Source organism: Microcoleus sp. B9-D4 (assembly GCF_036705105.1).
In the GTDB taxonomy this organism is placed as follows: Bacteria; Cyanobacteriota; Cyanobacteriia; order Cyanobacteriales; family Microcoleaceae; genus Microcoleus.
Genome location: NZ_JAUBTS010000029.1, coordinates 49078 through 73648, shown reverse-complemented (window position 1 = coordinate 73648; position 24571 = coordinate 49078). Strand labels below are relative to the sequence as shown.

Sequence of the window (24571 nt, the reverse complement as noted above, 5' to 3'; positions counted from 1 at the left end):
AAGCTCGATGAAGTTCTTGTGGAAAGTAGGGGTTGGGCGTCCCGCCCGCCAGAAAACACAATTTAGATGCGGGACAACTTATAACTAATCCAACTCCCTCCTTCCTTCCAAAGCACGAGCCAATGTAACTTCATCGGCATATTCCAAATCTCCCCCCATCGGCAAACCAAAAGCTATGCGCGTCACTAGCGTAAAAGGTTTTAATAAGTGACCGATATAAAGAGTAGTAGTTTCGCCTTCCACGCTGGGACTAATAGCAATAATTACTTCCTTAACCTTTTGCTGGCTGACGCGCCGCACTAACGGTTGAATGTTCAATTGTTCCGGGCCAATTCCATCCATCGGCGAGATAACCCCGCCAACAACGTGATATTTACCCATGTATTCCCGCGTTTTTTCTAAAGCGATTACGTCGCGGGATTCTGACACTACACAAATGGTATGAGTGTCGCGGTTGGTATTGCGGCAAATTTCGCAAACAGGGTCAGCAGATAAGTGAAAGCATACTTGACAGAAACCTACTTGCTGTTTGGCATCAATCAAAGATTTAGCTAGAGCTTGCACTTCTTCTTCCGGGCGCTTCAAAATATGTAAAGCGAGCCGCTGGGCTGTTTTTGGACCGACTCCGGGCAAGCGCTGCAATTGTTCGATTAAACGAGCTAAAGGTCGAGTGTACATTAAAAATTGGCGGTAATTGGTAATATCATTTCTGGTTGATTCGCGACAAGATAATTTGTGCGATGTAGGGGCGGGTTTTACCAACCATCTATGTTTAAAACTAAGTATATCATAAACCCGTCCCGCCCGTACACTGAGGAATATTGACTAATTTACCCTCCACTAATTTTAGCTTTGTAGCCTAACTTTGTGATAATTTCCAGCAGTTTTTGCTTGTGTTCGCCTTGAATTTCGATTTCATTATCTTTGACTGTGCCGCCAGTACCGCATTGAGCTTTTAGCTGCTTGGCTAAAGTTGCTAATGCTTCGGGTTTTTCCTGAAAGCCGCTGATGACTGTAACTGTTTTGCCGCCGCGTCCTTTTCGGGATGCTTCGATTTTGAGATTTTGTTGATTGGGGGGAACTTCGGCAACTCCCCGTTGGAGGGCGGCGGAGTTGTCAACGTTGCCAAACTCGGAGTAAACTATTCGTTTGCCCTCGGTTGTTTTGCTGTCAGAATCTTTGCGTTTGGATGCTGCCATAGGTTAAGATGCTTGAACTTTTTTTACTGGTATTTCTAGTTTTAGCGGATTGGGGTATGGTTGCGATCGCTCGGAATGCCATCTATCTTCTACTTATTGTATTAGCCCGTCAATCGATTTTAGATTTCAGATTTTAGATTTTAGATTAAAGAATTGAAGGATTGACCCCACGGATAGATTCGGGGGGCAAGTTTCTCGGATACAGGTTTTTTATTTCTGGACGGATGAATCAGGGGGCTTGTATCCTGGATGCTTTCGGTCAAGGGTTCAAGGAATTATAATGAAATTTGTTCGATCGCCTCAAGTCCACAACCGATTTGGTACGATCGACTTTGGTACGATCGACATCAAGCCTCTAGCTTACCCGCGAATCTAAAAAATCTAAAATCTAAAATCTAAAATCAAATGACTGTCACCCCCCTACCTCTCACCACCGAAACCAGCGCCCAACGCCCCGACTCCCTCGGCAGATTCGGCAAATTCGGCGGCAAATACGTCCCCGAAACCCTGATGCCCGCTTTATTTGAACTAGAAGCCGCTTTCCACAAATACCGCAGCGAACCGGAATTTCAACAGCAACTCCAACAATTGCTCAAAGATTATGTCGGCCGCCCCAGCCCTTTGTATTTCGCCGAACGCCTCACCGAACACTACGCTAAAGCAGACGGAACTGGCCCGCAAATTTACCTCAAACGCGAAGATTTAAACCACACTGGAGCTCATAAAATCAACAACGCTTTAGCTCAAGCATTGCTGGCAAAACGCATGGGCAAAAAGCGGGTAATTGCTGAAACTGGTGCCGGTCAACACGGCGTTGCTACTGCTACAGTTTGCGCTCGTTTCGGTATAGAATGCGTTGTCTACATGGGCGTTCACGACATGGAAAGACAGGCTTTAAATGTGTTTAGAATGCGCTTGATGGGTGCCGAAGTGCGGCCGGTGGCGGCGGGTACGGGAACGCTGAAAGATGCGACTTCCGAAGCGATTCGCGACTGGGTGACAAATGTCGAAACAACTCATTACATTCTCGGTTCCGTAGCGGGCCCGCATCCTTACCCGATGATGGTACGCGATTTCCATGCGGTAATCGGTGAAGAAACGCGGGCTCAGTGTCAGGAAAAGTGGGGTGGTTTGCCGGATATTTTATTAGCTTGCGTCGGCGGCGGTTCTAATGCAATGGGTCTTTTCCACGAGTTTGTCGGGGAAGAAACTGTCAGATTGATCGGTATTGAAGCGGCGGGCGAAGGTGTGGAGACGGAAAAACACGCTGCTACTTTGACTAAAGGAAGTGTGGGAGTTCTGCACGGGGCAATGAGTTATTTGCTGCAAGATAATGAAGGTCAAGTGATTGAGCCGCATTCGATTAGTGCGGGTTTGGATTATCCGGGCGTGGGGCCGGAACACAGTTATTTGAAGGATGCGGGCAGGGCTGAATATTATAGCGTAACTGATGCAGAAGCGCTGGAAGCATTTCAGCGACTTTCGCAGTTGGAGGGGATTATTCCGGCTTTGGAAACTTCTCACGCGATCGCCTATTTAGAGACTCTGTGCCCTTCGCTAACAGGCAATCCGCGCATTGTGCTTAATTGTTCGGGACGCGGCGACAAAGATGTGAACACTGTGGCGAAGGTTCTGAATATCTAGGTTAGCGGAATGTGGGGCGATCGCTCTGTAGGAATCGGTAACAATTAATTGGTGTCAACTTAAGACTAAAATCCTTTGTATCTCTCGTTTGTATCGAAGTCTAGATCCCCCCTAGCCCCCCTTAATAAGGGGGGAACTGGAAGCGATCTTTCGTCCCCCTTATTAAGGGGGAGTAGGGGGTATGCGAGGGGGATATAGAGGCTTATCCTCAGACGGTATACTCATACTACTTTTGGCATTAAGTTGACACTAATGGTAACAATTAACTTTATTTCTCGTTTGATTTCATGTCCAAAGGTTTGATTTCGATTTGCTTGGGATTGTTGACAATCCTGCCAAAGTGTGACACCTCCATTCCTACGCGATCGCTGCCACCAACTCCCATGAATACTAATGTTGCTTCGAGTGCTATTACTGACTTAGAAAAAGCGGTTAACCAACAGATAAATCAATACCGAGCATCTAAAAAGTTGCCGCCGCTGACTATCGATCAGCGAATCACTCAGATAGCAAGAATTCACAGCGAAAATATGGCTAACGGTAAAGTACGTTTCAGCCACGATGGATTTGAGGGGCGGGCGAAAGCAATTACGATTCCTTATCAAAGTGTAGCTGAAAATCTTGCTTATAATTTTGGCTACAGCGACCCGGTACGCAATGCTGTTGAGGGTTGGATTAAAAGTGACGGCCACCGTAAGAATATGGAGGGTCAGTTTAATGTGACCGGTATTGGGGTTGCGAAAAATGCCAAAGGGGAGTATTATTTTACTCAGCTTTTTGTCCGCAGTCGGTAAGCGGAAGGAAGGCACGACACGGATTCGGACACGGATACACGGATTAATTATCGAGTGTGACGTAGATGCTGAAGTTAGAAGGAAGAGGGAAGAGGGAAGAAGGCAGTCAACAGTCAACAGTCAACAGTCAACAGTCAACAGTCAACAGTCAACAGTCAACAGTCAAAAATTACTAATAATGGAATTTGCAGATTTTCAAGTGTGCGATGGTGATATTCCCGATTCTCTCTTATCTTATTATTTGACAGCAGAGGCGATCGCCGTTGATACGGAAACAATGGGTTTGATGCCGTGGCGCGATCGCTTGTGTTTGGTGCAGTTGTGCAATCCCGAAGGTAAAGTTGCAGTGGTGCGGATTGCCAAAGGCCAGACTGCGGCCCCGAATTTAAAGAAGTTAATGGAAGCCGAAAATATTGAGAAAGTATTTCATTTTGCGCGCTTTGATATGGCAACAATGCGTTACAATTTAAGTATTGACATTGCACCAGTTTTCTGCACCAAGCTAGCTAGTAAAATTGCTAGAACTTATACCAACAAACACGGATTGAAAGAATTAATTCTAGAACTCGAAAAGGTAGAATTAAATAAAACATCTCAAAGTTCCGACTGGGGAAATGCCACTAATCTTTCTGACGACCAACTAAATTATGCTGCTAATGATGTCCGCTATTTGCTGAACGCTAAACAAAAGTTGACTGCTATGTTGCAGCGAGAAGAACGCTGGGAAATTGCACAGCAATGTTTTCAGTGTTTGCCCGTTTTTGTGAGTTTGGATTTATTGCAGTACAAGGATGTTTTCGAGCACGGCTAATACCCTTTTAGATTTGAGATTTTAGATTTTAGATTGGGAATGAATGATGACTACCAGGGTTTAGATCACGGGCATACAATTGCATTCTTTTTTTGAAATTGTATAATATTGTGTCATATTATGTCCGATCGATTGACCATAATATCCCGGCCGGGCGGGTTTTTGAGATTGTCAATTATTGGCAGATATTATTGGTGAACCCGCCCCTACCTGATTTCGGGCGAAGCGAAGCGGAGGGAATCGACCGGACTAGATATCACCTCGCACAATTGCAATCAAATTGGTTTGTAATGAAGACTTGAGTTATGATAAAACTCGCTTGGACTTGAGTCCTCACTACAAACGTAATTATTATTATTTGACCAGACTTGATGTGATATCAAATCCGGTAGCATCGGAATTATTCCTCTCTGTATTCTCTCCCTCTGCGTTCTCTGCGCCCTCTGCGGTTAAATCATTCCGATACAACCGGAAACGATATGAGTTAAAAAAAAATTCAAAACAGTGATCTATTGCTGATTATGGCTAATCGGGATTGTGTTCGTGCAGTAAAGCTTCAATTTGGTCGTCAACATTTCTAATCACCTGTTCCAAAGCGGGCAACCCCTCTAAAGGCCCAGGAGAAAGCCGAGTTCGATCGCGAATTTGATTCACTTTCCGCTGCAATTCTTCGGCCAGCCGCAGCGCGTCGCGACTCAAAGTAGACAACTGCTGCTGCTGGTAAAACCTCAAAGCTGCCCCCCGCAAAACTTGCAGGGTGGCTTCTTCCTTGCCACCCACCGTCATTACCCGCAAGCGCAACAGCAAATGAGTGTTTTGGTATATGCGCTCAACTTCGACTTGTTTGGCTTGTTCCACCGGGCCAACAGGCATATCCGTCAGCCGTTTCAACTCATCGATGACCTCTTGGAAAAGCACGATATCGATACCTTCGAGCATCGATTTCAAAACACCATCTTGACTCCAAAGAATGCGACCTTGGGACTGGTGCCGCTCAAAAAACAGGCGGCCGATACCCTCTCGCAGCACTCTACCGAGCAATTCTTGCAGCAGTTGGGGCGCGGGCAAAGTTGCCAAAACTTCCACTCGGCTTGACAAGTGCAAGGCCTCGACATTCAACACCGATAGCTGTGTCGGTGTCGGGGGAACCTCAGCGCTAGCAGGTTTAAACCGCTCAGGAGCGGGCCTTGAGGGTTCTGGCACAGACAGCAGCGTTGCTGCATTGGGGCCTGAAGTTGCTGATGGGGGATTTTTGGGTTTTGGGGCTGCGGCGGTTTCTGTCTGGCTGGGTTCTCGGAGCTGGTTCCCGTGCAGCAAGTAAGCTGAGAGCATCGAGCGCTGAGTTTCCGAGGCAATTGGCTCTGTTGTGACTGAGCAATTCATGTAAGCTAAAATCCGCTGCACGTAGTCCAAGGCGGAGTCATCTTGGGCATCGACTACGCCCAATTTAAATAGATTACCTTCTAGAGATAAAGGCAAAACTTGATAATAAAGGCAAGCTTCAAAGGGGACAACTGTATCGATTAGGTGAAATATTCGATCGGAGTCCATTGTAGCTGCCGAGTCTGTTGAAGATGTATGTACCATTAGCTGCTTTGTAGTTGGAAGCGCGATCGAGCGCGACGCACCAACCTGATGCGATAAAATTAAACCCTGCAACTTCCCTGACGGAGGAATTGGCATAACAACCGGAAGCTTTTATTAAAGAAAAATCCTTAGTCCCAGAATTTTCTCCCTTCTGTATTGCAGCCTTAAATTCTACCAAAAGATTGAGAACTAGATGATGACTAGCGCAGTCTAGACCCACTATCATCGATCGCCCTAGACAGATTCCCGTGGCTAGCAACAATAGAATTATGTCAGGAATACGCAAGTATTACAGATGCACCACAACCGATGATTTACGGGCAACCGCTGAATTTAGGATTGGGTGAAATACCCAAACTAAACGGAATACCGTTATAGTTCGGGCTTCGTGTATCGTTTGCCGTTGCGGGCGTTGGGTATACCCATTTCTGGGTATTCGTCACCCAAGACGATCCGAGTCTGACACAGCATAAGAAAGGCTTTTTACGGCCTTTATCCCTTCGTAGGGAATCCACGCAGAAGCCCTGTTTCCCAAGGCAAAAAACTATTTTCGTACAACAAACTTGGATTGTATTTTATGGTGGGACGTACCTTACCAACCAGCGGTCTGCTCTTTCCCCTTTTCTCTCGCAGTTGTCCGAGGCCAAGCATTTTACTGCTACTGTAGCCTGTTGTTTGCAGTCGAGTGGGTGGGTCGCAACCACTTATATCTTAGACTTTTGAGGAAATTGTCGCTCTTTTTTCATAGACCTTGCGAAAGCTTATATCCCAACGCCCAATTGAGTACAATTACAGCGTGGGGCTTACGCCAATTGAGTTAAAAAATCCTGAAAAGTCGATCGTGCTGCTAGTATCTTAGCCCAGAGAGCTGGCTGCGATCGTCTCCGATCGCGATCGTCACTGCAGCGCTACAATATCCTGATCGCTCTAACCTGATTTGATACAAGGGGCGATCGCGCGGTTTTCCACGGGGAAACTCGCAGAACTCTGTGGCTGTGAGGGAATTGATTTGTAGCGCGGATTCTGAAAAATGCTACCGCCAATTAACAATTAGCAATTGCCCGCCACCCAACCAATCTACTCGTTGCGGAGCGATTGAGCTGCTAAATAGAGTTTGCTCCACTCGCCGATGACTTGATTGGTTTTCAGCTTTAATTCAGAGGCGATCATCTCTACACTTTTCCCTGCTTTCAGCGATTCGAGCAACTGCCGCTGAACCGGCGTGAGGTCTTGTAAATATTGCTGCCACTGACCGGGAGTCAAGCCCAAACTGTGTTCTTTGAGCGAAGTTTCCAGCCAGTTGGCGACTAATTCCGGTGCTTGTTTGACCGCAAAAACCCGAATCGCGTGATAACTGACTTTTTCTCGCAAGCGGTAAATTTGCTTGATCGGAACCTTCAACTCCTCGGCAATTGCCTCTTGGGAACGACCTTGCAGGTAAAGCTGCAGCCACCGAGAAGCCAGCGGATCGACTTCAGCGGCCAAGTAATTCTCAAATTCTTGTTGGACAATCTGCCGCTGAGTTTGCTGCTCTTCCCAAGCTTGATTTTCTCGATACTCGGACATCGCCTGTTCGTCTAACAGGCTGAGCGGTTCGTCTGTCTCGTCGGGTAGAACCTGTTCCGACACCAGCCGCACCCAGTCTCCCGCAGGCACTTGCGTCAACCCGCCGCGCTGGGCACGCCGCAGGTAGTTGACAAAACGGTACACCAGCAGCGGCTGGTTGCGGATCGGCCGCAAGCAGTATTCTTCTGTACTCGCTAGCAGCAAAGCATTTCGCAGGCGTCTGTCTGAGGTGCATTCGGCAATCCAGGCGACTTGCTGCTGCAGGTAGCGATCGGAATTGAGCATTTCCTGAATCACTTCTTGCAGTACCTCCACCGCACTCCGCTGTCTGTCGCGACTCAGGGAAACCCACGCTTGGATTTTTTGCCGGAGTACAACCAAACCGCCGAGCCGCCCGATCAAGTTGCGGTAAGCTTTTTCTGGCGGTACTCCCAGATACCGAGAAATCAAAATTCGATATAAAAAGTCGATCGCGCCGGAGGCGACAGACAATTGAGTTGGGCTAAGAGTGTCAAATCTTTCGGGCTTGTCTCCCAACAGCCAGCGGACAACACTCTCGCGGGTGCTAGAATTTTCGTCCGGGCAATCTTGTTCAAGTCGAGACTTCCAATCTTGTGCCAGTCTTTGGGCCAAGGTCATGAGCTGTTGAGCTATTTGTCTTTCACCCCCGATTTTACGTGGTATCCTGGATTTTTGAGTATTTTTCAGATATTTCAGATATACGATCGCGCGATCGGATAAATTACCTTAAATTACCCTAAACAAAATTCCATTACGGTGCGATATGCCTAACTTTTTATTAGAACTCGGTACAGAAGAATTGCCCGCATCTTTTGTCTCTGGCAGCGCCCAGCAGTGGCAGCGACTTGTACCTGCAACGCTGGCAGAAGAATCCTTGACAAATGACTCTATTAATGTATACGCTACTCCGAGGCGTTTGGCCGTTCTGGTGAAAGGACTGCCAGTTCAGCAATTAGATAGAGAAGAAGAGGTAAAAGGCCCACCGGCAAGTTCGGCTTTTAAAGATGGCAAACCGACGAAAGCAGCGGAAGGTTTTGCGAAAAAGCAGGGCGTAGAAATTGATGCTTTGGAAGTTCGCGCTACCGATAAAGGCGATTTTGTGTTTGTGCTCAAAAAGATTCCGGGGCGGATGAGTGCGGATATTTTGACAGAACTTGTGCCGCAGTGGATTAATAAGTTAGAAGGCAAAAGATTTATGCGGTGGGCCGACGGAGATTTGAAGTTTCCGCGCCCGATTCGATCGATCGTGGCACTGTTAGATGATACTGTACTGCCAATTACATTGGTGAGCGGTTCGGATACGGTCAAGAGCGATAGAATTTCCCAAGGACACCGGGTGTTACATCCGCAGCCTGTCTCGATTCCCCAAGCCGAGGATTATGTCGAGTGTCTGCGGGCTGCTTGCGTGGAGGTCGATCGAACCCAGCGCAAAAATCAAATTAAAGCACAAGTAGAAGCCGCAGCAACAAAACAAGGCGGTTATGCCGACATTACCGAAGATTTGTTAGAAGAAGTCACCGACTTAGTAGAATGGCCGAACGCAGTTGTCGGTAAATTTGACGAGGAATTTTTGATATTGCCGCCGGAAGTAATCACCACAATTATTGTTACAAACCAGCGGTATTTTCCCATCCTCAAAAGCCCGGATTATCCCGAACTTCTGCCCTATTTCATTACAATTTCCAACGGCGATCCGGCTAAAGCGGCGATTATTGCCGCCGGTAACGAGCGAGTAGTGCGGGCAAGATTGGCAGACGGTCAGTTTTTCTACAAAGCAGACTTAGTAAAGCCTCTAGAGGATTATTTGCCCAAGTTGGAAAAAGTTACTTTCCAGGAAGATTTGGGGACTGTGCGCGCAAAGGTCGATCGGCTGTGCAAGATTGCCAGTTTAATTGTCAATCAACTGCAAATCCCAGAGGAAGAGCAAGGGGATATAGCCAGAGCAGCCTTACTTTGCAAAGCCGACCTGGTAACCCAAATGGTTTACGAACTTCCCGAAATGCAAGGAATCATGGGGCAGAAATACGCCTTAGCAAGTGGCGAATCGGAAGAAGTAGCCACAGCGATTTTTGAACATTATTTGCCGAAAGGTGCGGGCGACAATTTGCCCCAAACTCTCACAGGTCAAATTGTCGGAATAGCCGACAAATTAGATACATTAGTCAGCATCTTCGGTTTGGGAATGTTGCCGACTGGTTCATCCGATCCCTTCGCTTTGCGCCGCGCCGCCAATGCAATAACTAACATTATTTGGGCTGCTCAGTTGCCAGTCAACTTGCACAATTTGCTCGCAGAAATTGTTGCCGAATTTACCGCAGCGCGGCCAGAAACACCTGCGGAGTTGCTGTCACAGTTATACGATTTTTTCTTACAAAGAATTCGGACTTTGTTGCAAGAAGAAAAGAATGTAGATTATGATTTGGTAAATGCAGTTTTGGGAGAAAACGACCCAGAATATACTGAACGAGCATTGAGAGATTTATTGGACGCACTGGAAAGAGCACTTTTCCTACAACAAATCCGCAATAACCAGACTTTGGATCTGATTTACGAAACAGTCAATCGTTCAACTCGTTTGGCGGCTCAAGGTGATTTGGATAAAGTTGAATTGGAACCGAAAACGGCGGTGAAACCAGAACTATTTCAAAAGTCGTCTGAACAAGCTTTTTACGATGCAGTAGTGCAGTTAGTGCCGCAAACGCTGCTATGCAAACAAACTCGGAATTACCAGCAGTTGGTAGATAGTTTGACTGAGATTGCTCCGACTGTCAGCAACTTTTTCGACGGGCCAGAAAGCGTTTTGGTGATGGATTCTGACCCGGAAATTAAGCGAAATCGGCTGAATTTACTGGGGCTGTTGCGGAATCACGCGCGGGTGTTGGCTGACTTTGGGGCGATCGTCAATCGATTTTAGATTTTAGATTTTGGATTTTAGATTGCCGCCAAAGGTTTTGATGTAATATCAAATCCATTGGTATCGGAATTATTCATTTCTATCTTCTCTCTTCTCCTCCTCTGTGCCCTCTGCGCCCTCTGCGGTTAAATCATCCAAAAAAAACCGTAACCGATATAAACTTATAAAACCAGGTAAGTTCGCTCCATCACACACACAACTTATGCCGATCGCTCATATCATTGGACTAGGAAAATCAGGAATTGCCGCCGCCAGACTGCTCAAACGCGAAGGATGGGAAGTAACGCTGAGCGATCGCTCATCTTCCCCAAACTTGCTCGAACAGCAACAGGAATTTGCTAACGAAGGAATTAATGTTGAGTTAGGTAAATCCTTTGAACCAGTCGAATCTATAGAATTAATAGTAGTAAGTCCGGGCGTTCCCTGGGACAGTCCAGCATTAGTGCGCGCCAGAGAGTTAGGAATTGAAACAATAGGAGAAATGGCTCTCGCGTGGCGTTACCTCAAATCTCCTTGGGTGGGAATTACCGGCACTAACGGCAAAACTACTACTACTGCTTTAATTGCTGCTATTTTTGCAGAGGCCGGGCTTTACGCTCCCGCTTGCGGCAATATTGGCTATGCTGCGTGTGAATTAGCTTTAGGCGAAAAACCGCCGGATTGGGTAATCGCAGAAATCAGCAGCTATCAGATAGAATCCTCGCCGTTTGTAGCGCCGCGAATTGGAGTTTTGACGACTTTGACGCCGGATCACCTCAGCCGCCACAAAACTTTAGAAAATTACTACAACATTAAAGCGCATTTGCTGAAAAAGTCTGAATTGCAAGTAATCAACGGCGACGATCCTTGTTTGCGGCAACAAGGAGTTGACATTTGGCCGGATGCGTGTTGGACGAGTGTGAAAGGTGAAAAAGATTTGTTGGGAAATACAGATTTTGGAGCCTATATTCAAGACGGTTGGGTAATAGCTCAAAGCGAGAAAATTCTGCCTGCTGAGTCTTTGCGGATGGTGGGAGAACACAATTTGCAGAATTTGTTAATGGCGGTGGCGGCAGCTAATTTGGCGGGGATAGATAAAAGTGCGATCGCCCGGGCGATCGCTAAATTCCCCGGAGTTTCGCACCGCCTCGAACACATCTGCACTTGGGAAGGCATAGATTTCATCAACGACAGCAAAGCTACTAATTATGACGCTGCCCAAGTCGGGTTGGCTTCTGTGAGTGCACCGGCGATTTTAATTGCGGGCGGCGACGCCAAAGAAGGGGACGATCGCGCATGGATTGATACAATCAAGGCGAAAGCTGCTGGGGTGTTGCTAATTGGGGATGCGGCAGGTATTTTTGCCGATCGGCTCGAACAAGCAAATTACAACGCTTGGGAAATAGTCGAAACAATGGAAAGAGCAATTCCGCGAGCAGCAGAATTAGGCAAACAAAATCATGCTAAAGTAGTGCTGCTTTCCCCAGCCTGTGCTAGCTTCGATCAATACCAAAACTTCGAGCAACGGGGCGAGCATTTCCGCCAATTATGCCTCGAATCCCTGATTTAACGGACACCAATCGCGTAGGGGCGGGTTCACCAACGATTTAGGCCTAAAACCAATAATCTCGTAAACCCGCCCCCACCCAACTGTCAATCACAATCTACCGCTTTCAAGATACAAGAGGCGGGTTCACCAACATCTTTAATTGGCTAACCATAATCTTCATAAACCCCCCGTCCATACTGTCTTCCAAATATCCTTAATTCTAGCCTGCTCTTCCCATTCTAGCTCCTGAAAAACTATCATTATCTCCTCATGAGTATAATCAATAATGATTGCCGCCAAATGAGCAGCGGTTTCCGCTTCCAGCATGGCTGTTTTCAACTTTGCCATTGCCTCTTTATCCATTACCACTAAACTTTGAATATTGACCTCACTTTCATTTTAATTGTGTCTGCAAATGTCTTTTAATTGGCTCTGAAAATCAGCAATCTGAGCAGCACTTATTGTATCAGAAGGCGACGACGATATTTTAAATTGCCTACAAAGCTGAGAGCGCAATTTTTCATCAATCTCCAGAATATTGCCTTGGGAAGCGACGTTTTTTTGCAACAAAATTGCGATTTCCCTTTCCAGTTGGCGATTTCCTTGCTGAAAGAAGTCTTGAGAGTTAGAACGAAACAAACCGCTATTCACTTGCTGAATTTGGCTAGGTGTCAGCGATTGAGCCGAGACAGCAGCCGGAAATCCCAAAGATGCTGCTAGCCACCAGCTAGAAATTATCTGTTTGAGAATGCTGTTCATCACTGTCGGGAGGATTTTGTACCTCAGTTGGTTTCTCGTTTTCTGACTCGCTTGCTAATTCATCTTCTCGTTCAAGTTTTTCTTGCCACTCGACAAGCTGCTGAAAAAGTTTCGGGTTAATTTCAAATACGGGTTTGTTGTTTTCTGACATATTTACTCCTGAAGGTGATTGAAAGACTTGGATTTAACTGGTTCCCAGGCTCTGCCAGGGAACCGCTTTCCAGAGGCTCTGCCTCGCTTTTTAACCAGGAAAATTGGAGGCTGAGCCTCCGGATATGCGTTACCAGGCAGAGCCTGGAAACGAGTAGAGAAACAATGATGTCGATCGGAAGTTACGCTCCAACCTTCAGCAGCGACATAATTATGCCTGTTAATGAACCACCAAGCAAAGCTAAAGTAGCTAAGGTACTAATGCCAAATCCGGCCGCTCTTTTTTCGGCAGCTTGATAGTAACCCCAAGCAAACAAAATGCGTCCAATTATCCAAACTGCGCCGATACCGGCGCCCCAAATTGGGCTGATAAATTGCGAAAACAGCCACAGCGAGGGCAAAAATAGAATCATTTGCTCTAAGGTATTTTGCTGAACTCGCACCACTCGCTCAAAGTCTGGGTTTCCTGTCATCTGCGGGGGAGAAACTTTATATTTGAATCTAGCTCTGCCGACGTTGATGGTAACAACGAAGTAGAGAATTAATGCTGAAACAGTAATTAGACTAGGCCAAAGTGTGGCGTTTGCTTCTGCGAGCATGATTCGGTATTATTGGGGTGGACTATATATCTTGATTATAAATCAATTATTGCCGATCGCGTTATTCATCGCCCTCCCGTCATTCCAGGTGGGGCATTTGATGCAACTGCTGGGTATTAATGGCGCTGCAATTGCTTTATAGTTCTGGGACATCATCGAGAACTTGCTGGCTGGGATTTTGATTCTTTTGCTCGCACCGGCCAACGAATACCAGCCCCCGACTCTTGTTGTGAGTCGCCCCAAATAGTAGACTTTTGTTCAAGATCCTAGATTCATCTGTGGAGTAAATCTACAATCTCGAATCTAAAATCTAAAATTGGTGGAGTCAATCTAAAATCTAAAATCTAAAATCTAAAATCGACTGACTGCACCTGCATAGAGATACAAGCCCCGACTTAAGGAGATTATTTTGCTCAACAATATTCGAGACAGTCTTAAATATTTCACTAGGAGCAGGATTCCTCGAGAGCATTTAAAGCAAATACGAGTTGACTTGTTGGAAGAATCAACCCTAGATATTAACTATCTTGTCTTAATTCTCGGCTCCTGTATAATCGCTACCTTTGGACTGCTTGCCAACAGCGCGGCCGTAATTATCGGTGCAATGATAATTGCGCCTCTGATGTTGCCAATCCGAGGGTTAGCATTTGGAGCGGTAGAAGGTAACGTTATCATCTTCCGCAAAGGTTTAGTTGCATTAGCAGTCGGGACAGTGCTAGCAATTTTTCTAGCTTGTTTTTTGGGCGCTTTGGTACAAATTCCCGACTTTGGGAGCGAAGTTTTAGCTCGTTCTAAACCTACATTACTAGACTTAGGAATTGCGATCGCCGCTGGGGGAATCAGTGGCTATGCGAAAGTTCAGCCCAAAGTTTCTGCTACTCTGGCGGGTACTGCGATCGCCGTGGCTCTCATGCCGCCAATTTGTGTTATAGGTTTAGGCTTATCTCAAGCTAATTGGTCGCTCAGTTTGGGAGCAAGCCTCCTGTATCTTACTAATTTGCTGGGAATTACTCTCTCCTGTATGCTAACCTCTTTAATGGCCGGCTACACCCCCCTGCATCGCGCCGGTAAAGCCCTCTTGTGGGCGCTAGGATTGACGGCTATACTTGTAATTCCTCTGGGCGTGAGTTTTGCGGAATTGATCGAGCAAGCGCAACTAGAAGCCAGTCTGAAGCGGGCTTTGCTTAACCGAACTATCACTTTTCAACGGGTGGAACTGATTAAAACTGATACTAACTGGTTGGCGAAACCGCCGGAAGTTCGCCTGATTGTTCGCAGCAGCGAGGCTTTGACACCCAAACAGGTTCAGCTTTTAGAAGCATTTGTCGAAAAAGAAATGGGTCAACCATTTACCTTAATTTTTCAAGTCAGTCAAGTTGAAGAAGTGCGGCGATCGACGCTGAATAAGTCCCGCTCACAACCGAATCCTTAACTATTTTATTCCTAATTATATGACCCCAGAAGCTGTAATTAACCAAGTGACTATAGAGGGCAATCTGAAGCAATTTCTCTTAGTGCTATTAGTTTCCTTAAGTGTGGCGGTGCTGCCGCAAATATGGGGCTGGTTGCGCCAAATTCCCTACACGCTGCTTTTAGTAATTGTCGGGTTGGGTTTGGCTTTTATAGATGTGCGATTGGTGTCGCTCTCGCCAAAACTGATTCTGTTGATTTTTTTGCCACCTCTTTTGTTTGAAGCTGCTTGGAATCTGGAATGGCCTAAACTCAAGCGGGATTTAGTGCCGATAGCTCTTTATGCGGTTTTGGGTGTTGTTATTTCTGTTGCTGGCGTGGCTTTTGCTCTCAACCAAATAGCGGGAGTTTCTTTAGCGATCGCCCTATTGGTAGGAGCTAGTATATCTGCTACTGATCCTGTTTCTGTAATTGCATTGTTCCGGGAATTGGGAGTTGAAAAACGCCTAGCTTTGCTGGTGGAGGGAGAGAGTTTATTTAATGATGGCATTGCTATTGTTGCCTTTAGTTTTTTGGTGGGCTCCTCCCTAGGGACTGATGACGTTGGCATCCCAATTCTGATTGCGCGTTTCTTAGCTTTTGTCGGAATTGGGGTTGTTGTCGGCAGTTTAATCGGTTTTGGAGTTTCTTATCTGACTCAACCATTTGATTTACCTTTGGTGGAGCAATCGTTAACCTTAGTTTCAGCCTACGGCACTTATATAATTGTTGAGGAATTGGGTGGTTCTGGGGTGATTGGTGTGGTGGTGATGGGCTTGATATTTGGAAATTTCGGCTCTCGTATCGGTATGCAACCCAGTACCAGACTTGCGGTAACACAATTTTGGAATTTTTTGGCGTTTTTTGTAAATTCGATCATGTTCCTGTTGATTGGCGATCAGATGAGGTTTGCTGATTTGGGAACGAATTTAGGAGTAATTGGCATAACTGTAGTGGCGATGTTTGTGACGCGAGCGATCGCTATTTTTGGTTTAGGATGGTTGAGCAATTGGTTAGGACACTCTGAAATTTCATTGCCAGATCAAACTGTAATTTGGTGGGGAGGATTGCGGGGTTCTGTCTCGATTGCTTTAGCTTTGAGCGTACCCCATGTTCTGCCCGATCGACCAAAAATTATTGCGATCGTGTTTGGTGTAGTTTTATTTACGCTGCTAGTACAAGGTTTAACCACCAAGGCGCTGCTGGAAAAACTGGGGTTGTTGAGCAACCAGGAGTTCCGCCAGGAGTATCTGGAGGCGATCGCCCAACGTGTTGCTCTCAATCGGGTTCTCAAGCATCTATCTGAAGTATCGAGCGATCGTAAAATCGAGCCTGAGTTTTCCAATCATCTCGTGAGTCAGCTTCAAGAAAAATTAAACTTGCTGCAAGCAGGAATCAATCAAATGTACGATCGATCTCCTGAACTGCGGCAGATGACTATCGACAAACTCGAAGGGGATTTGGAGGCAATAGAGGCTGATACTTATGCTGAATTTGTGCGATCGGGTCAATTGAAGGAGCTGCCTGTTTCGGTGTTGCAGCAATGTTTTAAAGAGCGGAATGAGACAATTGTTTCTTAATAGGATGTTTGTAGGGATAATCCCCGTGATTGTCCCGCTGATGTGGAAATTTTGCGTAAGTCATAAAACTCTCAAATTTCTTGTTTATTATTAGATTCCGTGTTGGCAATCAACAAAAGTCCGAATTGTTGAGGGGCGGACATGGTATAATTCCTGATATTGTAGGGTGCGTTTGCCTACGATAATTTGAATATGAGCTAGATCATAGAAAGATTTGGGAAAATTTGGCAAACTGAGAGTAAGGTTAAATAGGAGGTCAATTTAATGACCAATACTGCTCTTAATTTTAAGACTGCACCGGGACATGAAGTGCTCGCGGCGGCTGGCAAGAAAATGCTGAGGCCGGGGGGGAAACTTGCTACGGAACAGTTATTTGAATGGGCGGATTTTCAGCCTGGGGAGACTGTTTTGGAGTTGGCTGCTAGTTTTGGATATAGTTCGATCGCCCTTGTTGAACGTTTTGGCGTAAAAGTAGTGGGAGTGGAGAAAAATCCCGAAAGTGTGGCCCGCGCTCGTGCTAATGTTGCAGCAGCGGGTTTGAGCGATCGAGTGGAAATTGTCGAAGGAGATATTTTTCACTTGGATCGGATTTCCCAACAGTTTGATTGGGTGTTGGCTGAAGCTATCCTGACAATGCAGTCACCGTCGGGGAAAGCTAAAATTGTATCGGGAATTTGCGATCGGCTAAAACCAGGCGGCAAATTTCTCTCTCACGAACTTTTAGCTAGAAACCGAGAATCAGAAATTCAAAAAGCTTTATCAGAAGTGACTCGGGCTAATTCAACGCCTTTGTCTGAGTCGGGCTGGATTGCTGCTTACCAAAACGCGGGTTTGCAAGTAGAAAAGTGTCAAACCGGGGCGATGGGACTCCTAAATTTGTCGCGAATGCTGCAAGATGAAGGGTTTTTGGGTACTGTGCGGATTGTGTGGAATATTTTAAGTCGATCGCAAATTCGCGATCGTATCTTAGCAATGCGTCGAGTTTTCCAGCATTACCAACAGGATCTAGGCTACATCGTTATCTCTGCCAAAAAACAATCTTAACCGACTCAATCGATTTTCGATTTTCGATTTTCGATTTTCGATTGAAGAAAGTGAAGCCACTGATAAATCCGGGGGTTCATGACTAAATTAATCGATTTTCGATTTTCGATTGAAGAAAGTGAAGCCACTGATAAATCCGGGGGTTCATGACCAAATTAATCGATTTTCGATTTTCGATGGAAGAAAGTGAAGCCACTGATAAATTCGAGACTTGTGACCAAATTAATTAATTGTCAAAAACTATGACTACTACTCTTTTACCGCTACAATCTTCAGCAATCCAACTCCGAGACGCAATTGAATATCCCGCCGCCGGAGTGCTGAACAAAATTTTAGTCAAAGACAAAAATTGTCAGTACAGTTTATTTTGTTTGGCAGCCGGAACGGAAATTTCGGAACACTCTTCGGCACGGAATGCCACAGTTAATGTCATCGAAGGAAAAGGTATTTTGACTCTTGAAGGCAAGGATATTGTTTTGGAACCGGGGGTGTTTATCTTCATGCCTGGTAAAGCTCTTCACGCTTTGAAAGCCGAAGAAAATTTGGCGTTTATTTTGACACTTTCCGAGGCTAATTAATTTCCGCAATATTGCTTGGGGGGCGGGTTTCATACTTGCCTAAAATCAATCATCTCATAAACCCGCCCCCCACAACCCGTGAATCGGGGCGGGTTTATGTAGATCGTGAGTTGCCGTCAAATATTGTTTGTGAAATCATGTCCCGTAGCATCATCAGTTGGGGCGGGGCGGGTTTACGAGATTGTTAGTTTGAGACGTAAATTGTTGGTAAAACCCGCCCCTACGAGCATTGGGATTTTAACATTTATTCTATTTCTTCTCCCGATGCGATATCCTCCAATTTTTCCCAATCCAATACAATAATTTTACCGCCTCGACTGTAGGAGACAAACGGCTTGAGTTTCTTAAATAACCGCACGCATTCTTCGTAGGTAATTCCAATACTGCGAGCAATTTGATAGTAGGGAAAACGTTTTTCTAAACATACACTATTATCCGCAATCTTCGTACCTTGCTCGACGCCAAAGTAATGAATAAATCGGGCCAGCCGCACGATCGCCCTTTCCGACACCAAACCGTGCACTGTCTCGTGCAGTTGCTGCAACCGCTGATTAAACACCGCCAATATTCGTAAAGCAATCTCAGGATTTTCTCGAATTGCTGCTAGCAAAACTTCCCGTTCTGTGGTAAGAACTTGGACATCAGTTTCTGCAGTCACCGTTGCGGGGGCAATGCCGTTGCCTAGCAAAGCAGGTGCGGCAAAAATATCTCCCTGAAATAAAGTGCGGAGAATTGTTTCTTTGCCCGCCGCCGCTGTTTTTGCAACCCGCAGAGAACCGCTCAAAAGAGTGTATAATTTTTCGGGGATGCGATCGCCCTCATACATCACAACTTCTCCCTGTCGGTAAGTCCGAATTGCTGTATGTTCTTGCAATCGCTCTAATTCAGTTTGGTTTAAGCTGGTAAATATTCCAATTTTAGCCAGTTGCTCAACAGTTGATTTCATACCTTTAACTCTACCCGATCGGAGTCTATTGACAGTATAATAACGGTGAATTCAGAATATATCGAAACAAGCAGAGCCATCTACGAAAATGCAGAACCAGAATATCGGCGATATTATTTTGATGAGATAGCTGGCGGATTTGTGCTCATCCACCAACAACATAATCTTAATAATTCGGAAATCTTTCTTGCTGAAGTTTTGGCTAAAATAGGGAAGAGAGTTAGAATGTTGAGCGAGCAAGCAGCAGAGGGTGTGAGAACCCCAGATGCTGAGATAGACGGTGAGATTTGCGAATTTAAGGAGTTAACAGAATCTACGAGGAACATCAGGTATCGAGTTCAAGAAGGAATCAGCAGGGCCAAAAATCAAGGTGCATCAGTAGTTGTTTTTCACATCAACCGAGAAAATTACGATGTCTGGAAAATCAACGCTGGCATCAAACAAGGTCTGTTTTGGGATACCCAAAATCAGATTCAACAAATATTTTTTGTTGCCAACAGCAAACAAATTCAACTCATTACAAGGGAAGACTGGCAAAATGGAAGACCATTTCAGCGAATTTAAAGAAATCGTAGAGTGCGGGTTGAAAAATAATATGCCGCGAGATGCTAAATTAATTACTGTAGGGCAAATTTTATATGCTGTTACCCGCGACGATCTAACTATCAAAGAAGGTTGGCAGCTTGAAGCAATGCTGGGAGGCAGAAAAAACTGGGAAGAGGCACTTGAGTACAGCATTTTTGGCTATCCAGTAGATACAGAAATGCCATCTTTAGACAAACCTCTGGTTATTGCTGGCAAAACTTTTCATTCTCGCTTGATGACGGGGACGGGAAAATATCGCAGCATCGCAGAAATGCAGCAAAGTGTCAACGCTAGCAGGTGCGAAATTGTGACTGTAGCTGTGCGGCGAGTGCAAACAAATGCTCCGGGGCATGAAGGATTGGCAGAGGCTCTCGATTGGACTAAAATCTGGATGCTGCCAAATACTGCCGGTTGTCAAACTGCGGATGAGGCGATTAGAGTAGCTCGTTTGGGGCGGGAAATGGCGAAACTTTTAGGGCAAGAAGACAATAATTTTGTCAAATTAGAAGTGATTCCCGATGCTAAATATTTGCTTCCCGATCCGATCGGCACTTTGGAAGCTGCAGAACAATTAGTTAAAGAAGGTTTTGCCGTTTTGCCCTACATCAACGCCGATCCCCTGCTGGCAAAACGCCTAGAAGAAGTCGGTTGTGCGACAGTCATGCCTTTAGGTTCGCCCATCGGTTCCGGGCAAGGGATCAACAATGCGGCCAACATTCAAATAATTATTGACACGGTGAAGGTTCCTGTGGTAGTCGATGCGGGTATCGGAACCCCCAGCGAAGCGGCGCGAGCAATGGAAATGGGAGCCGATGCACTGTTGATTAATTCGGCGATCGCCAATGCCCAAAATTCCCCGGCAATGGCAAAAGCAATGGGAATGGCCGCAGAAGCGGGGCGGATGGCGTACTTAGCAGGCAGAATGCCGATCAAAGATTACGCGATCGCCTCTTCTCCCCAAACAGGCACTGTCACCTCCAAATAAATGGCCGAATTTTCCTGGGCGCTTTTTTGGTACAGTTGTAAACATCAAAAATATTAAGGATTGTGACTGATGCCTTACATCAAAGATGACGATGGACGCCTGAACAACTTTGCTAAAGAGCCGAAGGTGTATGAAGCCGTACCTCCCAACAAGAACCAGCAACGGAACTATATCATCATGGGAATTGCAGCAGCCATGTTGGTCGCTGGTTTGGTGTATGTGGCTGCTTCCGTCTAAAAGCTGGGCTGAGACTCAAAGCTGCTTCAAATCGCAATTTTAAATAATCCTTCAGCAAACCATGTTTTCCAACCAATGGAAACATGGTTTTTGTGTTTCAATACAAAGCAGGTAGTTGCGACAATCCTGAAGCGTGCCGAGCGAGCGGGAAAGCTAAATAAGACCAGCATAAATTTGGTGTTTTTCTCTCGGCTGTCGGGTTCAGGGACTTGGGTTGCACTTAATCACACTGGTTCGCCACCCACATAAAATTGCCAATTGAAAATCTACAATCATGAAGGTCATCACCGGTGCGATTCACTGCCTTCGGGGCTTAGTTGCGAGTTATGAGCGATCGAGATTTCAACTTTCAACTTTCAACTCTCAAATCTACAATCCAAAATCTAAAATCTAAAATCTAAAATCTAAAATCGGCTGATCCTGATGTCTATTCCTTCCCAAAGAGTTTCTAGCTCGAACAAGCTGATCTACCAACGCTTGAAACAGGCGATCGACCTCAATTTACGCCGTCAAATTTTTATCGCCGCCTGCGACGACTTGTGCTTGCGGGACTGTCTGGCTGCCCGCTTGCACACAGAATTAATCGCAGAGAGCGCAGGCTCCGATCCTCGCTCCCCGATCGACTACCCCCGATTTGTCAGTTTGGAACTCGACTTGAGCGATCCAAATCCTTGGGGTTCGATCGCCGCGTGGCTGACCCACCACCCACCGCCGCAAAACAGAGGCAGCTACAGCCGTTTGCCGGGATTTCAAATTCTCGGGGCCGAACACCTGACCAGGCAGTCAGCCTCCGTGCAGTGGTCGTTCCTGAGCTATTTGAGGGACATTGAAGCACACCTGCAATTGTGCGAGTCTGCTCTGTTGCTGTGGGTGTCGCGCCCCTGGCTAAGTTCGATCGAGCAATCGGCCCCAGAATTTTGGCACTGGCGAACCGGAGTATTTGAGTTTGAAGGCGAACCAACTCCAGCTAAGGGAGACTTCGGGCACTTTGAGGACTTCGGGAACTCAGGAGACTTGCGAAACTTGCGGGACAGCGGAAACTTTGGCAACCAACTTTTAATATCTTCTTTGTCTGGACAATCCCCAATTCCCGACGAACAATCCCCAATTCCCGATGAACAATTCCCAATTTCCTATCCCCCGTCCCCAGCGCCAGATTCTAAATCCCTCCAACTGGCAGATGACGAACAATCCCCACCAATTTCCTATCCCCCGTCCCCAGCGCCAGATTCTAAATCCCTCCAACTGGCAGATTTGGTGCTAGCAGCAGCTTCTGAGGATTTGGCAGCCGAAAATAATGCCGCATCAGAGGAGAATTTTCTGCCGCTGCAAACCCTGCAATACATCGAACTGCTGCAAGAACATCAGTGTTGTTGTGAAGCATTGGCTTTGGCTTATCACGGTTTGGGAAATTACTACCGCGATCGCATTCTGGGCGGAGACGTTTCAGAGCAAAACCTGACAATCGCCATTCGCGCGATCGAACAAGTGATTGCCTATCTCGACGTTGACAGTAACTCGCAGCAAAATCAACCACTAACTGAGGAATGCGCGCGACTGATTGCCCAATTGACAGAAAATTTAACTCAGTACGCCCAGGAGTCCAACAGCCTACCGCCAATTTCCGATCTGCTCAACGATCTCGGCACTCTTTACTGGATGCTGTCGCGCGATCGCACGCAGCATAACGCCTCAGATCCGGTATCCAGCCTTGAACGCAGCATCGCCCTCTACCTTGAAGGTTTGAACCGAACAGATGCCGAAACCGTACCCCAAACCCGCGTTAGATTAAACAAAAATTTGGGAATCGCCTCGGCCGATTTAGCCCGCTATCGAGACAAGACAGAGAACTTGCAGCACGCAGTTGCAGCTTACCAACAAGCGCTGCTGGATCTAGACCCCGCCGTGGAGCCTCAGCAGTACGCTGCTGCTCAGAATAATTTGGCGACAGCATACTGGAATTTAGCCCAAGATGGTGAGCCGATCGTATATCTCAAAAGCGCGATCGCAGCTTACACCCAAGCCCTCTCCTGCTACAGTCCCGAACGAGAACCCCTCAACTATGCCGGAGTGCAAAACAACCTCGGTACCGCCTGCTGGAACCTCGCCCAGCACCAACCCTCAGAACCCCTGCTAGTCAGGGCGATTTCCGCCTACCGCGAAGCATTGAAATACCGCACCCGAGAATTAGTACCCGCAGCAGCAGCCGCCACCTACAACAATCTCGGTACCGCTTATTGGCATTTGGCGAACCAGTTTCAGCAGAAACTGGCGCGGACGGAATCATTGCAGCAGGCGATTACCGCCTACGAAGCCGCCCTGGAGATCGCCGGAGAGCTCGATCGAACCAAACTCACTTTTGACGCCTTGGCCGCCCGCAACAATCTCGGACTAGCCCACTATCAACTAGCCACAGACCCAGATTTCGCCACTAACAAAGTCGCACAGACAAGCCATCTAGAAGCAGCACTGCACCACCAGTTGCAAGTGTGCGCCGAATGGGGACAATATCTCAATGACAAAGGGTTAATATATGGGGATAAACTCAACTTGCAAGCCGCGGCAAACTCCCAAGCTGCTGATTCCCGGCAAACAGCATTGAGCTATATTGTCAAAACGATTAGAGCTTTCTATAGTGAATGTGGGCTGCCAGGCCAAAATTTAGCCTTATCCAAAGTTCCCGGAGATTTATTGCCCGAAATCTTGCGTAGGTTATAAATATGGCTATAACTATTAAAAGCTCAATTTTTTCGAGATTTGTATCCAGTTTTCTATTATTATGGCTGAATCTTCTTGCCTAATTCTTCAAGCAAACTTGTGGTCATGGCCCCTGTAAAAATCCTTGTGGTTGATGACGACCCGGCAATCCGAAATTTAATTCACCGTTTTTTGAGCCAGCAAGGTTATCAAGTTGAGTCTGGCGAGGACGGTCAGACGGGTCTGGAATTATTTGAGCAACTCAATCCTGACTTAGTAGTTCTAGATGTAAATTTACCTGATACAACTGGCTACAAACTGTGTCAAGAAATGCAAAGACGCACGGGCGTGTTTGTGTTGATGCTGACTGCCCGAACCGATGAAGCTGACAAAATGAAAGGGTTTGCCGAAGGTGCTGACGACTACATTACTAAACCTTTTAGTCTTGTAGAGATTGGAGCTCGCGTTGCAGCAATTTTGAAGCGCAAACGCATTGTTACTCCCGCTGAACAACAAACTCTTACTTTTGGAGAGCTACTAATAGATCCGGTTCGCCGCGAGGTAATTCTCGGCAGTCAGATAGTTGCTTTGACTGCTTTAGAATTCGATCTGCTGTACTGTTTGGCCAGCAAACCCGGTCGCGTGTGGAGGCGATCGGAATTGCTGCATGAAGTGTGGGACTACGAGTATGTAGGAGCCGATCGCGTGGTGGATGTCCATATAGGTCAAATTCGCCGCAAAATTGAACCAGATGCCACTCAAATATCGATGATTCAAACCGTCAGGGGGGTGGGTTACAAGTTTGAGCCAACAACCTAGTAGCATTCGCCGGCATGTCCGCCGGAACACCAGGCAGAAGGCTGTATAGGGGCGGGTTCACCAATATCTCTGATTCACA

At 46.4% G+C, this 24571-nt stretch carries 23 protein-coding genes; 14 read left to right on the top strand and 9 right to left on the bottom strand.

What is annotated here, in order from left to right:
- Positions 1-84: 84 nt before the first annotated feature.
- Together recR and QUB24_RS18405 are read right to left on the bottom strand one after the other, a co-directional pair.
- Positions 85-678, bottom strand: coding sequence for a recombination mediator RecR (recR, locus tag QUB24_RS18410; protein ID WP_333036394.1), 594 nt, complete (start codon positions 676-678; stop codon positions 85-87).
- Between the two features lie 152 nt (positions 679-830).
- Entirely contained in the window at positions 831-1199 is a 369-nt protein-coding gene (locus QUB24_RS18405; protein WP_333154616.1) for a translation initiation factor, read from the bottom strand.
- Between the two features lie 405 nt (positions 1200-1604).
- Here QUB24_RS18405 and trpB point away from each other — a divergent pair, with 405 nt between their 5' ends.
- The 3 genes from trpB (at position 1605) to QUB24_RS18390 (ending at position 4448) form a co-directional block, all read left to right on the top strand.
- Entirely contained in the window at positions 1605-2843 is a 1239-nt protein-coding gene (gene trpB, locus QUB24_RS18400) for a tryptophan synthase subunit beta (RefSeq protein ID WP_333154615.1), read from the top strand.
- A 287-nt stretch (positions 2844-3130) separates the two neighbouring features.
- The gene (locus tag QUB24_RS18395; RefSeq protein ID WP_333154614.1) at positions 3131-3637 is read left to right on the top strand and encodes a CAP domain-containing protein; all 507 of its coding nucleotides are present in this window, start codon (positions 3131-3133) and stop codon (positions 3635-3637) included.
- A gap of 178 nt (positions 3638-3815) precedes the next feature.
- A complete protein-coding gene (locus tag QUB24_RS18390) occupies positions 3816-4448 on the top strand; it encodes a ribonuclease D (RefSeq protein ID WP_333154622.1) in 633 nt (210 codons plus the stop codon).
- 525 nt (positions 4449-4973) lie between these two features.
- Here the strand turns inward: QUB24_RS18390 and QUB24_RS18385 are convergent.
- Both QUB24_RS18385 and QUB24_RS18380 read right to left on the bottom strand, forming a co-directional pair.
- Positions 4974-6131 carry a hypothetical protein gene (locus QUB24_RS18385; protein ID WP_333154613.1) on the bottom strand — a complete coding sequence of 386 codons (1158 nt, stop codon included), beginning with the start codon at positions 6129-6131 and terminating at the stop codon, positions 4974-4976.
- A gap of 981 nt (positions 6132-7112) precedes the next feature.
- A complete protein-coding gene (locus tag QUB24_RS18380) occupies positions 7113-8240 on the bottom strand; it encodes a HetZ-related protein 2 (RefSeq protein WP_333154612.1) in 1128 nt (375 codons plus the stop codon).
- Positions 8241-8385: 145 nt separating this feature from the next.
- Between QUB24_RS18380 and glyS the strand changes: the two genes are divergently transcribed.
- Both glyS and murD read left to right on the top strand, forming a co-directional pair.
- Positions 8386-10536: a glycine--tRNA ligase subunit beta gene (gene glyS / locus QUB24_RS18375; protein WP_333154611.1), complete on the top strand. Its 2151-nt coding sequence runs from the start codon at positions 8386-8388 to the stop codon at positions 10534-10536.
- 202 nt (positions 10537-10738) lie between these two features.
- Positions 10739-12085 (top strand): UDP-N-acetylmuramoyl-L-alanine--D-glutamate ligase, encoded by a 1347-nt coding sequence (gene murD, locus QUB24_RS18370; protein ID WP_333154610.1) that lies wholly within the window; start codon positions 10739-10741, stop codon positions 12083-12085.
- 156 nt (positions 12086-12241) lie between these two features.
- Here the strand turns inward: murD and QUB24_RS18365 are convergent, their stop codons facing one another.
- The 4 genes from QUB24_RS18365 to QUB24_RS18350 all read right to left on the bottom strand — a co-directional run bounded on the left by QUB24_RS18365 (position 12242) and on the right by QUB24_RS18350 (position 13572).
- Positions 12242-12412 (bottom strand): hypothetical protein, encoded by a 171-nt coding sequence (locus QUB24_RS18365; RefSeq protein ID WP_333154609.1) that lies wholly within the window; start codon positions 12410-12412, stop codon positions 12242-12244.
- Positions 12413-12463: 51 nt separating this feature from the next.
- Complete coding sequence (locus tag QUB24_RS18360) at positions 12464-12823, bottom strand: hypothetical protein (RefSeq protein ID WP_333154608.1); 360 nt, start codon at positions 12821-12823, stop codon at positions 12464-12466.
- Positions 12792-12974, bottom strand: a complete 183-nt coding sequence (locus tag QUB24_RS18355) for a hypothetical protein (RefSeq protein ID WP_333154607.1) — start codon at positions 12972-12974, stop codon at positions 12792-12794. The genes QUB24_RS18360 and QUB24_RS18355 overlap by 32 nt, the downstream gene beginning before the upstream one ends.
- A gap of 181 nt (positions 12975-13155) precedes the next feature.
- Positions 13156-13572: an MAPEG family protein gene (locus tag QUB24_RS18350; protein WP_333154606.1), complete on the bottom strand. Its 417-nt coding sequence runs from the start codon at positions 13570-13572 to the stop codon at positions 13156-13158.
- Positions 13573-14068: 496 nt separating this feature from the next.
- Between QUB24_RS18350 and QUB24_RS18345 the strand changes: the two genes are divergently transcribed.
- The 4 genes from QUB24_RS18345 to QUB24_RS18330 all read left to right on the top strand — a co-directional run bounded on the left by QUB24_RS18345 (position 14069) and on the right by QUB24_RS18330 (position 18223).
- A complete protein-coding gene (locus QUB24_RS18345; RefSeq protein ID WP_333154605.1) occupies positions 14069-15004 on the top strand; it encodes a DUF389 domain-containing protein in 936 nt (311 codons plus the stop codon).
- A gap of 19 nt (positions 15005-15023) precedes the next feature.
- Positions 15024-16601: a sodium:proton antiporter gene (locus tag QUB24_RS18340; protein ID WP_333154604.1), complete on the top strand. Its 1578-nt coding sequence runs from the start codon at positions 15024-15026 to the stop codon at positions 16599-16601.
- A 264-nt stretch (positions 16602-16865) separates the two neighbouring features.
- Positions 16866-17645 carry a class I SAM-dependent methyltransferase gene (locus QUB24_RS18335; RefSeq protein ID WP_333154603.1) on the top strand — a complete coding sequence of 260 codons (780 nt, stop codon included), beginning with the start codon at positions 16866-16868 and terminating at the stop codon, positions 17643-17645.
- Between the two features lie 242 nt (positions 17646-17887).
- Entirely contained in the window at positions 17888-18223 is a 336-nt protein-coding gene (locus tag QUB24_RS18330; protein ID WP_333154602.1) for a cupin domain-containing protein, read from the top strand.
- 244 nt (positions 18224-18467) lie between these two features.
- On the opposite strand, the gene QUB24_RS18325 is transcribed toward QUB24_RS18330, so the two are convergent.
- Complete coding sequence (locus QUB24_RS18325; protein WP_333154601.1) at positions 18468-19169, bottom strand: Crp/Fnr family transcriptional regulator; 702 nt, start codon at positions 19167-19169, stop codon at positions 18468-18470.
- Positions 19170-19214: 45 nt separating this feature from the next.
- Between QUB24_RS18325 and QUB24_RS18320 the strand changes: the two genes are divergently transcribed.
- The 5 genes from QUB24_RS18320 (at position 19215) to QUB24_RS18300 (ending at position 24492) form a co-directional block, all read left to right on the top strand.
- A complete protein-coding gene (locus QUB24_RS18320) occupies positions 19215-19733 on the top strand; it encodes a CdiA C-terminal domain-containing protein (protein ID WP_333146453.1) in 519 nt (172 codons plus the stop codon).
- A gap of 199 nt (positions 19734-19932) precedes the next feature.
- Positions 19933-20739: a thiazole synthase gene (locus tag QUB24_RS18315; RefSeq protein WP_333154621.1), complete on the top strand. Its 807-nt coding sequence runs from the start codon at positions 19933-19935 to the stop codon at positions 20737-20739.
- 69 nt (positions 20740-20808) lie between these two features.
- Positions 20809-20976 carry a photosystem II assembly protein Psb34 gene (psb34, locus tag QUB24_RS18310; protein ID WP_106333461.1) on the top strand — a complete coding sequence of 56 codons (168 nt, stop codon included), beginning with the start codon at positions 20809-20811 and terminating at the stop codon, positions 20974-20976.
- Between the two features lie 423 nt (positions 20977-21399).
- The gene (locus QUB24_RS18305; protein WP_333154600.1) at positions 21400-23694 is read left to right on the top strand and encodes a hypothetical protein; all 2295 of its coding nucleotides are present in this window, start codon (positions 21400-21402) and stop codon (positions 23692-23694) included.
- A gap of 105 nt (positions 23695-23799) precedes the next feature.
- Positions 23800-24492 (top strand): response regulator transcription factor, encoded by a 693-nt coding sequence (locus QUB24_RS18300; protein ID WP_333036365.1) that lies wholly within the window; start codon positions 23800-23802, stop codon positions 24490-24492.
- Positions 24493-24571 lie beyond the last annotated feature (79 nt).